Below are 12,428 nucleotides of genomic sequence, written 5' to 3'. Positions count from 1 at the left end.
ACTCCCTGTATTAGCTAAAAGTATTGGTCACTTCCTGCAGGTCACGATCGTCCAGCTCACGTTCAAAGCTGCGCAGACGTTTGTAGATAGACATCAGCTCCACCAGCGTGGTCCAGGAGTTGATTAAGTACTGGAACGCCCCACGGACCTGACCGAAAACGTTAGTGATCTGCGTCATCAGACCGAGCGTAATCGTACCCGCAACAATGGACGGGAACAGCAAGAACAAACCGAAAACGTTATCCACCTGCAGATACAAAATGCGCGCAATGTTGAAATACATATAGTGGAAGTAGAGACGGAAATAGTTACGACGCACAGCGCTGAACAGCTCACGTACGGTCGGTGGCGATGCACGGTTTGCATCATCTTCACCGTATACCAGCTCTTTACGATAAGCCGCTTCGACACGCTGATTTTTAAACTGCAGCCCTGGCAGTTTAATCCCAACCACCGCCAGCAGCCCCGTCCCCATCAGAGACCAGACGATTGCTGCAATCACCAGACCGTACGGTAGATGGCCGACAATAGGCAGATCCGGCACATGCGCCGAGAGTGTAACCAACACGGGCAGGAAGGCAATAAGCGTCATAATGGCATTGATAAAGCTTACGCCCATGTCTTCAAGGGTGGAGGCAAAACGCATGGTGTCTTCCTGCACACGCTGCGCCGCACCTTCGATATGGCGCAGGTGTTGCCAGTGCGCCATATAGTGTTCGTTCATCGCGGTACGCCAGCGGAAAACATAGTGGCTGACGAAGAAGTTGTTCATCACACCGATGACTACAGCAATAAGAGCGATGCCAAGGAAAATGCCTACCTCGTGGTAGAACTGATTAATGGTCACTTTATGCGGTGAACTCAGCGCCGTCTGGATCAGATCATAGAACGGAGCATACCAGGCGTTGACCGCCACACCCACTTCCACAAGGAACCAGGTCACAAAAATAATCAGTGATGTGCCGAGGATTGACCAGTATTGCCAGCGGTGCGGAGAGTACACAAACCAGAACAGCGCAAACATCCCCACGCACAGCGTGTAATAGGCATAAAACAGCAGATAGCTCAGCGACCAGAAGCGCGCCGCGCTAATCGGTACATCGCCCGTCGCACCCGTGATGCGCGTCAGCCAGGTACCGCCGCCCGCCTGCCAGAAAATAACGGCGATCAGTGCCCAAATAAATGCCGACAGGAAAAATGGCCCCGGCTTTGGGAAAAAAGACTTAAACATAATGCTTCCTTCTTGTTGTTATGGCTTTTGCTGTGTTCAACACATCACCACACGAAAATCATGCCTGAGCCCGTCTCAAGGCTCAGGCAAAAAGGTCAGACCCGAGGGTTAATTATTAGTTCGCTTTCCAGTTTTCGAGAATTGTTTCGGTGCGTTTCACTGCGAGAGGATTCGCCGGCGCGATGAAGTTACGCCAGACGTCGTTGTGGTGGTTAATCAGGATCTGCGCATCTGCCGCCGGGCGATTGGCGGTAGTGTGAGCATCTTCCGCCACGGTGATGTGATAACCCCGGCTCACACCGTTCTTGATCGTCGCATCGACACAGTAATCCGTGGCACAACCACAGATGACAAACTCTTGAATACCCTGCTCGCGTAATAGCGCCTCAAGCGGCGTGTTATAAAACGCATCGCAGGCCGTCTTGGTAACATAGAGCGCATCAGCAGGCTGGTGCAGTTCAGGCAGCAATGCAAACCCATCACTTCCCTCTTCCAGCCCCCCTGCCTCGGTATGCTGGATAAAAATCACCTTGTCGGCTGCCTGCGTAAGCTGGTTGATCAGAGAGACACACTTTTCACGCTGATGACGAGGCGTTTCAAATACGCCGTTCTGCATATCGACAACCATAACCACACGCTTTTCAGACATACCGTTCTCCGTAAGATTGAGTGACACAGGTGCCTATCATAAGCCCGATGTCACAAAATGGGAGATGGCTTGCAAGTAAATTGTTCATATTTACCCATGGTTACGTTTTTCTCGCTATCGTTATGCAATTCGGGGCATTGCAAGGTTCCGATTAGTAGTATAAATACCCATTACTTTCCTCATTCACTTCATGGATGCTTTTCGTTGAAACGTTGTCTGCTCTCTTTTGCCGCGCTGTGTGCGGTGAGCTTTTCTACCGCCCAGGCAGCCCAACCGCTGACGGCGCCCGTTCTGGCTTCAGATATTGCCGATCGCTACGCGAACCTTATCTATTACGGCAGCGGCGCGACCGGGATGGCGATGGTCGTGATCGACGGCAACCAGCGCGTGTTCCGCAGCTTTGGCGAGACGCGCCCAGGAAATAACGTTCACCCGCAGCTGGATTCCGTTATCCGCATCGCATCCTTAACCAAGCTGATGACGAGTGAAATGCTGGTGAAACTGCTCGACCAGGGCGTGGTTAAGCTCGACGACCCGCTCAGCAAATACGCGCCGCCTGGCGCGCGCGTTCCGACCTACCAGGGCACGCCAATCCGGCTTGTGAACCTTGCCACCCATACCAGCGCCCTGCCGCGTGAGCAGCCAGGCGGGGCGGCGCATCGTGACGTATTTGTCTGGCCAACGCGCGACCAGCGCTGGAATTACCTGAGCACCGCCACGCTGAAGGCAGCTCCGGGTTCGCAGGCCTCCTATTCAAACCTGGCGTTTGACCTGCTGGCGGACGCCCTTTCTACGGCGTCTGGTAAACCCTACACGCAGCTGTTTGAAGAGCAGATAACCCGTCCGCTGGGCATGAAAGACACCACCTTTACCCCGTCCCCGGACCAGTGCCGTCGTTTGATGGTGGCTGAGAAAGGCGCTAGCCCCTGTAATAATACGCTGGCGGCCGTGGGCAGCGGCGGGGTTTACTCCACGCCTGGCGATATGATGCGCTGGATGCAGCAGTTCCTTTCATCGGATTTCTACTCGCGCAGCAGCCAGGCCGATCGTATGCAGACCCTGATCTATCAGCGTACCCAGCTGCACCGCGTTATTGGGATGGACGTGCCGGGTAAAGCCGATGCGCTCGGCATGGGCTGGGTCTATATGGCGCCGAAAAATGGCCGTCCGGGAATTATTCAGAAAACCGGCGGCGGCGGTGGATTCATCACGTATATGGCGATGATCCCGCAGTCAAACGTGGGCGCGTTTGTTGTCGTTACCCGCTCTCCGCATACGCGTTTCGTCAATATGAGTGACGGCCTTAATAATTTAGTGGCTGAACTGAGCGCCAATAAAGCTCAGGTGCTTACCGCGTCCAACTGATATTAATATTCCGTGGGCAAACGGTTGATACTAACCAGTTTGCCCCGGCTCATACTGATATAGTTTCCTTGCCGTAGGGCTGCGAGAACCTCTGCAACAACCGAGCGTGAAATACGCGTACTTTGTTGAATATGATTCATCACACCAATTTTTGAACGCAACGCTTCATCCCATTCCGCCATATTCAGCAGCATGGCGCGGATCTGGTGATAGGAGTTATTTCCCACCAGCTGCATATCGCGTTTTCCAAGAATGTAATTTATCCAGGATAACCAACCGAAAGCGTCTTGCCACAGGGAATTCTGTTGCAGCAGTTGGCGGGTAGTTTCAGTGGGCAAATAAAAACCCGTGCAGGATGCTTTGGCTATCACCTTATATTCCTGACAGGAATTAATCATCACGGCGGACAAACCAAAAATAAAGGGCGCTGTCGCGATGCCCACAAGCAGTTCATCCGAATGTCGATAGATTTCGATGATACCGGTCTGTACTACGATCGTCCGGGACTCACTACCCTTGCCGGAGGTAATTAATTGCTGTGGGGCACATTTAAAAGAGGTACTGGCTGATTTCAAGTACTGTTCGAGCCGGCGTAATTCAGAAAGTGGTTTCGCATTAACGTTCATGCAGACCTCAAGGCATCCGTATTTGTCGGTTCAATATTATTTTTATTTCTGTATATAAAAAGCGGGGGATATCCCCCCGCCTTATTCATTACCAGGTATATTTCACACCCAGATTTGCCCCCCAGTTCTGGTCAACGTCGCCGCCGCCCAGATAAGTGGCATCAGTGTAAGCACTGAAGTTTTTCGTGAAGCTGAACTGGGTGCCCAGCCCTACCCGCACAGCTGAGCCTTTCACGCCGTTATCAATGCTGTCGCCGTTAATATCAGCATTGTTATCGGCATCATCATACACGTAGGCCAGTTTGAAGTAAGGGGTCAGAGCCTGATCGCCGCCGTAGTTGAAGGTGTAACCGGCATCGACACCGAGTTCATAACGCAGGCTATCGTAAGATTGCCCATCCATGCGCATGTCATTGCTGAGACGATAGTCATCACCGGACTGGAAGAGGCCAGACACCGCTGCGTATGGCGTAACGTAGCCGGAGAGGTTTGGCTTCCAGTCATAGCCCAGTTTCAGCCCAAAACCCACTGCGTCATTGGTGGTGTTACCGTCAACATACTGACCGTTGCTCATGTTAGCAGAGAGATCGCTGTTGAAGCGGGTATAGCTCAGGGAACTGTCGAGGAACAGATCGTTCATGAACTTCGCCGACGCGTAGATCATCGCCGTCTGGCTGTCCTGATCGACCTGACCGCTACGATCGCTGATATCTCCCTTCGCAAAACCTGCCGCTCCGCCGACGATCCATTTCGCGTTATTACCGTCAATCTGGGTATCCAGACCCACCATAATACCGCTCACGTCCTGATCGTAGCTGATTACACCATTGTCACCGTCGAAGTTGCCACCGAAGTAGCTCACCCACGCCCCGCCGTTATCCGCCAGCCCGTGACGGCTGTTGGTCAGACGCGTTCCGACGGTATCCTGCTGCAGGTTCCAGATGTTGGTATTGGCAGAAGGGATGCTCAGCGCCATATTCGCGTAGTCGGTCAGCGTTTTCTGCTGGAGGACAACGGTGTCACCCTGCTGCTGCGCCTGATAGGTGTAAGCACCTAAATCGGCTTTGTTTGCGGCAGTAAAGCTGGCTGCTGTATCCGCGTTATTGTCATAGACGCGAACGATCTCTTTGTTTTTGTAATCGGCTACGGAACCTGCACCGGTCGCATCGTCGATGCGTACTTTGTAGTTGCCCGCAACGTCACCGTTCACCGCCAGATGGCCGTCAGAGTTAATCGCCACAACGCCGTAGTCATAATCGGCATTGTGCTTATCGTTGGTGATATAGCGCGCGTTGTTCAGATCGCTGTTCAGCACGTAGTCACGGCTGGCAACGTTCAGCACACCACCATCGCTCAGCACCATATTGTGCGTATCAACCTGACCCAGCCCCAACGCCAGCTCTGCGCCGTTATCCACGGTGATGGTGTTGGCATAGAGATCGGCCGTTTCTTCCGTCAGTGCCGCGCGGCTATTGCTGTCCAGATACAGATGGTCAGTGGCCACACCACCGCTATCGCCGATATTCAGCGAGGATGTATTGGTCAGCGTAATGGAATCAGCCAACAGGCCTGAGTTTTCAACATTGACCTGCGACTGGTTGTTTACCGTCAGCATGTCGATGTTAGAAAGCTTGCGGGTATCCCACTCAGAACCGTTATCCAGCGTAACGTTGAAAAGACCGCTCTGATAAACCGATTCTCCCGCAACGTGTCCGTTGCTGTCATAGGTGGAGTCCGGCCAAATGCTGTTGGGGGACAGCGTGCTCCAGTCTACGTTGCTATAGCCCAGGCCGTACATTTGAGCCGTGCCGATAGCCTCGACGCTGGACTGTGCCGCGCCCACCCATTTGCTGCCGTTAGTGAGAGTCACATCCAGCTTATCGGTACCGTCCCAGCCGTTAGTCGTGGGGTTATAGATGCCATCCTCGGTGGTATCGGTTGCCGGATCGCCATTCGGGTAGAAGTTGTTGTCGAAGGTACTGGAGAATAAAATATCGCCAGTGATGGTGGAATGATCGAACGTGGCAGAGGTCTGCATCGCGTTGTCAGATTCGCTGGCTGACACAATCAGCGCCGCATCATCTGCTGCTGTCGCATTGGTTTCACCATAGTCGCTCGGCTTCGCGGTTTGACCATAGAACCCGCTGGTACCCAGATCGCTATACGCGCCAGAAGTCAGTACAGAATCTTTCACCACAAGCGTGTCAGTAAACACCTTGCTGCTGTTAGCCACGCCTTCAACGCCGTCGTACGGGGTATTATCCCGCTCCTGATAACCCTGCGTCAGGGTAATACCGGCAACGTGAGAATTATTCTGGATAACAATATCCGATTCCACATCCAGGGTAATCGCATTGCCCAGACCATAAGTATCAAGATAATGTGTTTCCGTATTTTCCCCGTTAACAACGTCATACGCATAGTGCTCGTAAGTGTCGTTAATAGTGGAATTGTCGACGGTCAGGCTAAAACGATCGTACTGCGAATGGATCGTACCGTCGGTATCCAGGCCATCAGAACACGAAGCGGTCATACATTGAGAGGTGATCATGCCATTAATAGTGCTATTGGAAATGCTCAATGCATTCGCCCGACCATTAACACCCTCATCCAGATAATATGTGGAAATAACACCATTCACGGTGGATTTATTCATCACCGGATAAATATCACCGTCGTGAGCAACGTCAGAGTCATTCCAGTCCGTATAACCATAATACCAGGGAGTGGAAGCTGTATTATCATATCCAAAAGTATTATATGTCGTACCGGAAATATCTTTCGCATTGGCCTGAGAAGCGATAGCCAGGGTGCAGGCTAATGCAAGTTGAGATACAACCAGTTTCTTTTTCCATGTTTGCATTGGGTCATCCCTCCTCAGGGACGTAAGCAAGTTTGTCCATCAATCATTTGGCAATATTTATTGCGGAGGGAATTATGCATTTTCAATTCGAAAAGGTTCAATGAATGTTTCCATTAAGTCCGTATCCAGACAATTGACCTTAAGATACATGAAAAGAATAGGGTCACAATAGATAAATATTATAAAAACATAACGTTAAAATACTTACCAGCAGATGCGAAATATATAATCAAAAATAATAAATCACTTTCAAACATGCATGACCATTAATATAGAAGCAGCACAAATATTTCATTAGCGAATATCGCAAAAAACAAAATGCCCACTTTAGTAAAACACCCGTCTTCACTTTGATGTACACTAGCCCTCTTTGTTCCACAAACATCAGGCATACCATGACCGATTTAATTGCACGCCCCCGCCGCCTGCGCAAGTCACCTGCACTGCGCGCTATGTTTGAAGAGACAACACTGACCTTAAACGATCTGGTGTTGCCGATTTTTGTCGAAGAAGAGATTGATGACTATAAGGCCATCGAAGCCATGCCTGGCGTGATGCGCATTCCGGAAAAATATCTGGCGCGTGAGATCGAACGCATCGCCAACGCCGGGATCCGCTCGGTAATGACCTTTGGCATCTCCCACCATACCGATGCCACCGGCAGCGACGCGTGGAAAGAAGATGGCCTGGTCGCTCGTATGTCCCGCATCTGCAAAGAGACAGTGCCGGAAATGGTGGTGATGTCTGACACGTGTTTCTGCGAATACACCTCTCATGGCCACTGCGGTGTGCTGTGCGATCACGGCGTGGACAACGATGCCACCCTGCTTAATCTCGGCAAACAAGCGGTCGTCGCTGCCGCTGCCGGTGCGGATTTCATCGCGCCATCCGCCGCGATGGACGGACAGGTTCAGGCGATTCGTCAGGCCCTGGATGCTGCAGGTTTTACTGACACTGCCATCATGTCCTACTCCACCAAATTTGCCTCCTCGTTCTACGGCCCGTTCCGTGAAGCAGCGGGTACAGCGCTGAAAGGCGACCGTAAAACCTATCAGATGAACCCGCTTAACCGCCGGGAAGCGATTCGTGAATCCCTGCTTGATGAAGCCCAGGGCGCAGATTGCCTGATGGTGAAACCGGCCGGTGCTTATCTCGATATCCTGCGCGACATTCGCGAGCGTACCGAGCTGCCACTGGGCGCTTATCAGGTAAGCGGTGAGTACGCGATGATCAAATTCGCCGCCCTGGCAGGTGCGATTGATGAAGAGAAAGTGGTTCTCGAAAGCCTCGGCGCGATCAAACGCGCAGGCGCGGATCTGATCTTCAGCTACTTCGCGCTGGATCTGGCCGAGAAAAAAATCCTCCGCTAATCTTCACCAAACTGCAATACAACCGACATCTGCTCCTTCTACTGTCTTCGCAAGACGGCAGGAGGAGTAATCATGTTTAGCCTCGATAGCGTTCTCGACGATCTTTGGCCTCAGGCGAGGCCAGCACCCTGGCAAAAAAGTCTGTTAAAAAGACTGTTTTACGAAGACGAATTCCAGCAATTTGCCGCAGCACACCGCCACCTGAAAGGTCTGGATATGGTGGAGCAAGTTCTGGAGCACCTTGATATTCTCTGCGCCGTTTCCGCCCGCGATCTCGAACAAATCCCCGAACATGGCCCGCTGGTCATTATTGCCAACCACCCGACGGGTACGCTTGACGGGCTGGCGCTGTTGTACGCCGTCTCCAGGGTACGACGCGATGTCAAAGTCGTGACCAACCGGATGCTGACTCACCTTGAGCCCCTCAGTTCGCTGTTTATTCCAGTGGACAATATGGGTGGCAGGACGGCGAAAACGTCCCTGGTCCAGATGGAACAGCATCTGCAAAACGCAGGCGTGTTGATTTTCTTCCCGGCGGGAGAAGTTTCGCGGCCCACGCGTAAGGGTATTCGCGATAAAAAATGGCACTCTGGCTTCATCAAACTCGCCAGTAAACTGCGCGCCCCGCTGCTGCCAGTGCATATTCAGGCGCATAACAGCCTGCTCTTTTATGCCAGCACGCTGGTCTCCCCGACGCTGTCGATGCTGTTGCTGATGCAGCAGATGTTCCGCCGCCGCCATAGCCAGCTGCCGATTAAAATCGGCCAGCAGATCGCCTGGCATCACTGGCATAGCGCCACCCTTTCGTCACGTGAGATGGCCGAGCAGTGTCGTCAGCACGTGATGCGTCTTGGCAAGGGAGTGCCTGGCGTCTTTAAAACCCAGTGCGCTATCGCCCGCCCGGAAGACCGGGCCACCCTGAAACGCGCGCTGGCGCAGGCCGAATGTCTGGGCAAAACCAGCGACGGTAAAACCATCTATCTTTGGCAACGTAACGGTCAGGAAGATGCCCCGCTGTTGCGCGAGCTGGGCCGCCTGCGCGAAATTGCCTTTCGCGCGGTGGAAGAAGGGAGCGGCAAACGCCGGGACACCGACCGTTATGATGATGATTATCTGCATCTGATCCTGTGGGATGATGAGGATCTGGAGATCGTCGGCGCGTATCGCTTTATGCCTACCGCCAGACAGGTTGAGCGTCGCGGTCTGGAAGGGTTGTACAGCTATAGCCTGTTCCACTACGACAACAAAATGCAGGATGTGCTGGAGCACGGTATTGAACTGGGGCGCAGCTTCATTCAGCCACGCTACTGGGGACGTCGTGGTCTGGATTATTTGTGGTCCGGCATTGGGGCGTACCTTGCACGTTATCCGCACTATCGCTACCTGTTTGGCCCGGTCTCCATTTCCGGCGGCTTACCGCCTGCCGCACGGGATTTGCTGGTGGCATTTTACCGTCTCTGGTTCCCGGCGACACATCCATTAGCCGCCTCACGTCAGCCGTATCCGGCATCGCTGCCGGATGTTCTGGCACAGTTTAGCGGCGTGGATTATGTGGATGACCTGACGAAGCTTAAATCGCTGCTCGGAAACCTCGGTTGCGGCATTCCCCCGCTCTACAAACAGTATTCCGAGCTTTGCGAACCCGGCGGCGTGCAGTTTATTGATTTCGGCAGCGACCCGACATTTAACGACTGCGTCGACGGACTGGTGCTGGTGGATTTGTGTTACCTGAAGGCGAACCGCTATCAGCGGTATATTGAGGCGCACCTTTAAATGTGCGGTATTTTGTAGGCCGGGTAAGGCGTAGCCGCCACCCGGCAATTGTGCACCGTTTTCGCCGGGTGGCGCTGCGCTTGCCCGGCCTACGGGAGCGACGGGTTAAGGACGGTAAAACGGCTTATCGCCCAAAATCGTTGCCCGCTGCATAATCCGGCGCTGCGGCAGGTAATCCGCATTGGCGTAATGCTGAGTCACGCGGTTATCCCAGATCGCCAGATCGTTCTCCTGCCAGCGCCAGCGTACCTGAAATTCCGGTTTAGTGATATGCGCAAACAGGAAACTCAACAACGCCTCGCTCTCTTTTTCCGTCACGTCCACAATGCGCGTGGTGAACCCTTCGTTGACGAACAGCGCCTGCTTGCCCGTTACCGGGTGAGTACGCACGACCGGATGTAGCAACGGTGGATGCTTTGCAACCGCTTCCTGCCAGCGCTGATGTTCTTCTTCGCTCTTACGGTACTTGTACTCCTGGAACGATTTTTTGAAGTCATGCTCCGCCCGCAAGCCGCTCAGCAGCGTCCGGAACGGCGCGGACAACGCTTCAAAGGCCGCTATGCCGCTAGTCCACAGCGTATCGCCGCCGGTTTCCGGTAACAGCTTCGCCGCAAGAATCGCCCCGGCAGGCGGCGTCTCAATAAAGGTCACATCAGTGTGCCAGTTGTCGTTATCCGGTGGATTATCGTTGTGGGTATCCAGAACGATAATCTCCTCCACGCCTTCCGCATGCGGATAGACGGGGTGGATATGCAGGTCACCAAAACGCAGCGCCAGAGCGCGCTGCTGCTGCGGGGTTATCGCCTGTTCGCGCAGGAACACCACCTGATGGCGCAGTACTGCGTGGTACAACTGCTCGAACTGGTTATCGCTCAGCGGACGGGTCACATCCAGCCCCGACACCTGCGCGCCAATGTACGGCCCCAGCGGGGTAATGGTCAGACGTTCACTCATTGTATTTCTCCATGCCAGGGCGTCAGGCGGCGCTGTAACGCGCGCAGCCCCAGTTCTAATCCAAAGGCAATCACGGCGATCACCGCAATTCCTGCCAGTACCACGTCAGTCGCCAGAAACTCTCCGGCAGACTGCACCATAAACCCAAGGCCGCGCGTGGCTGCAATCAGCTCCGCCGCCACCAGCGTGGACCAGCCCACGCCGAGGCCGATGCGCAGTCCGGTTAAAATCTCCGGCAGCGCGCCGGGTAAAATCACGAACAACAGCACCTGCGTGCGGCTTGCTCCCAGCGACTGCGCCGCGCGGATCCGCACCTGCTGGGCGCTCTTCACTCCCGCCAGCGCCGACATGGCGACCTGGGCAAAAATCGCCAGATAAATCAGCAGAATTTTTGACGTTTCACCAATACCAAACCAGATCACCATCAGCGGCAGGTAGGCCAGCGGCGGCACCGGGCGGTAAAGCTCAATCAGCGGGTCGAGAATGCCGCGAACAGTCGGGCTCAACCCCATCGCAATTCCCACCGGAATACCAATGATGACCGCCGCCAGCAGCGCCACCAGAATACGGGCCAGGCTTGCGCCTAAGTGCTGCCACAGCGTGGCATCCATAAAGCCCTGCGGCCCGGCGATGGAAATAAGTTTGGCCAGCACCTGTCCCGGCGGTGGCAGAAACAGTGGGCTAATCCACTGCTGGGCAGCCACCAGCCACCACACCGCCAGTAATGCCAGCAGCGTGCCGACGCTCAGTGTGATTTGGTGCGAGAAAGGCCAGCGCAGCACCATACGCGTGCGGCGCGTTTTTTCACTGAAGACGATGCTCATGAGAACGCCTCCCGTTGTTCAAACACGCGGCTTAAGACGTATTCACGCTGTTCGATAAACAGCGGATCGGATTTGATGCTGCGCACGGGTTCTCCTGTGACGTAGCGACGGGCGAAATCCAGCGGCAAACGCTCCAGCACGCGGCCTGGCCCTGGCGATAACAACACCAGTTCGGTGGCCATAAATACCGCCTCTTCAATATCATGCGTGATCAGCAGCACCTGTTTGCCGGTTTCATGCCACAGGCGCAGCAGCAGGGTTTGCATCTGCTCCCGGGTGAAGGCGTCCAGCGCCCCGAACGGCTCGTCCAGCAGCAATAGCTGTGGATTCGCTGCCAGCGCACGGGCAATACCTACGCGCTGGCGCTGACCGCCGGAAAGCTGCCAGATAAAGCGTTTTTCCGCCCCTTCCAGCCCCACTTTTTTCAGCATCGTCCGTGCCGTTTCCAGCCGCTGTTCGCGACTGATGCCCGCAAGCTGTAGCCCAAACGCCACGTTTTCCTGCACATTGCGCCAGGGAAGTAATCCTTCGTTCTGGAAGACCACGCCGCGCTCGGCGCCCGGGCCTTCCACCTTTTGGCCTTCCAGTTGAATGGTGCCATGCTGATAAGGGACAAACCCGGCGATCAGATTCAGCAGCGTGGTTTTTCCGCACCCGGACGGGCCCAGCACCACCAGCAGTTCTCCGCTGTCCAGCGTCAGGTTAATGTCCTCCAGCGCGGGTTTACCGCCGTAATCGGCGTACAGGTTCGTAATATTCAGCATGGCGGACTC

10 protein-coding genes are annotated in these 12,428 nt (G+C 54.2%); 3 read left to right on the top strand and 7 right to left on the bottom strand.

The genetic code is table 11. The annotated features are described in order from the left end of the window. Nucleotides 1–10: 10 nt before the first annotated feature. Both sbmA and LCD46_04640 read right to left on the bottom strand, forming a co-directional pair. Nucleotides 11–1,231 (bottom strand): peptide antibiotic transporter SbmA, encoded by a 1,221-nt coding sequence (gene sbmA, locus LCD46_04645; protein UOY71620.1) that lies wholly within the window; start codon nt 1,229–1,231, stop codon nt 11–13. 115 nt (nt 1,232–1,346) lie between these two features. Beyond that, the gene (locus LCD46_04640) at nt 1,347–1,880 is read right to left on the bottom strand and encodes an isochorismatase family protein (GenBank protein ID UOY71619.1); all 534 of its coding nucleotides are present in this window, start codon (nt 1,878–1,880) and stop codon (nt 1,347–1,349) included. A 204-nt stretch (nt 1,881–2,084) separates the two neighbouring features. Here LCD46_04640 and ampH point away from each other — a divergent pair, with 204 nt between their 5' ends. Continuing rightward, nucleotides 2,085–3,245, top strand: coding sequence for a D-alanyl-D-alanine-carboxypeptidase/endopeptidase AmpH (gene ampH / locus LCD46_04635; protein ID UOY71618.1), 1,161 nt, complete (start codon nt 2,085–2,087; stop codon nt 3,243–3,245). A 2-nt stretch (nt 3,246–3,247) separates the two neighbouring features. Here the strand turns inward: ampH and LCD46_04630 are convergent, their stop codons facing one another. Together LCD46_04630 and LCD46_04625 are read right to left on the bottom strand one after the other, a co-directional pair. Beyond that, nucleotides 3,248–3,871 carry a helix-turn-helix domain-containing protein gene (locus LCD46_04630; GenBank protein ID UOY71617.1) on the bottom strand — a complete coding sequence of 208 codons (624 nt, stop codon included), beginning with the start codon at nt 3,869–3,871 and terminating at the stop codon, nt 3,248–3,250. Nucleotides 3,872–3,959: 88 nt separating this feature from the next. Further along, the gene (locus tag LCD46_04625) at nt 3,960–6,734 is read right to left on the bottom strand and encodes an autotransporter outer membrane beta-barrel domain-containing protein (protein ID UOY71616.1); all 2,775 of its coding nucleotides are present in this window, start codon (nt 6,732–6,734) and stop codon (nt 3,960–3,962) included. 395 nt (nt 6,735–7,129) lie between these two features. Here LCD46_04625 and hemB point away from each other — a divergent pair, with 395 nt between their 5' ends. Both hemB and LCD46_04615 read left to right on the top strand, forming a co-directional pair. After that, nucleotides 7,130–8,104 carry a porphobilinogen synthase gene (gene hemB, locus LCD46_04620; GenBank protein ID UOY71615.1) on the top strand — a complete coding sequence of 325 codons (975 nt, stop codon included), beginning with the start codon at nt 7,130–7,132 and terminating at the stop codon, nt 8,102–8,104. A 72-nt stretch (nt 8,105–8,176) separates the two neighbouring features. Continuing rightward, nucleotides 8,177–9,877 (top strand): lysophospholipid acyltransferase family protein, encoded by a 1,701-nt coding sequence (locus LCD46_04615; protein ID UOY71614.1) that lies wholly within the window; start codon nt 8,177–8,179, stop codon nt 9,875–9,877. 105 nt (nt 9,878–9,982) lie between these two features. Here the strand turns inward: LCD46_04615 and tauD are convergent, their stop codons facing one another. Genes tauD through tauB form a run of 3 tightly spaced genes read right to left on the bottom strand, consistent with a single transcriptional unit; the run spans nt 9,983 to nt 12,419 of the window. Continuing rightward, nucleotides 9,983–10,831, bottom strand: a complete 849-nt coding sequence (gene tauD / locus LCD46_04610) for a taurine dioxygenase (GenBank protein ID UOY71613.1) — start codon at nt 10,829–10,831, stop codon at nt 9,983–9,985. After that, nucleotides 10,828–11,655, bottom strand: coding sequence for a taurine ABC transporter permease TauC (gene tauC, locus LCD46_04605; protein ID UOY71612.1), 828 nt, complete (start codon nt 11,653–11,655; stop codon nt 10,828–10,830). The genes tauD and tauC overlap by 4 nt, the downstream gene beginning before the upstream one ends. After that, nucleotides 11,652–12,419 carry a taurine ABC transporter ATP-binding subunit gene (gene tauB, locus LCD46_04600; protein UOY71611.1) on the bottom strand — a complete coding sequence of 256 codons (768 nt, stop codon included), beginning with the start codon at nt 12,417–12,419 and terminating at the stop codon, nt 11,652–11,654. Before tauB ends, tauC begins: the two co-directional genes overlap by 4 nt. Nucleotides 12,420–12,428 lie beyond the last annotated feature (9 nt).

Source organism: Enterobacter ludwigii (genome assembly GCA_023023105.1).
In the GTDB taxonomy this organism is placed as follows: domain Bacteria; phylum Pseudomonadota; class Gammaproteobacteria; order Enterobacterales; family Enterobacteriaceae; genus Enterobacter; species Enterobacter adelaidei.
Note: the sequence above shows the minus strand (reverse complement) of the source record. Positions and strands in the feature narration are given on the sequence as shown.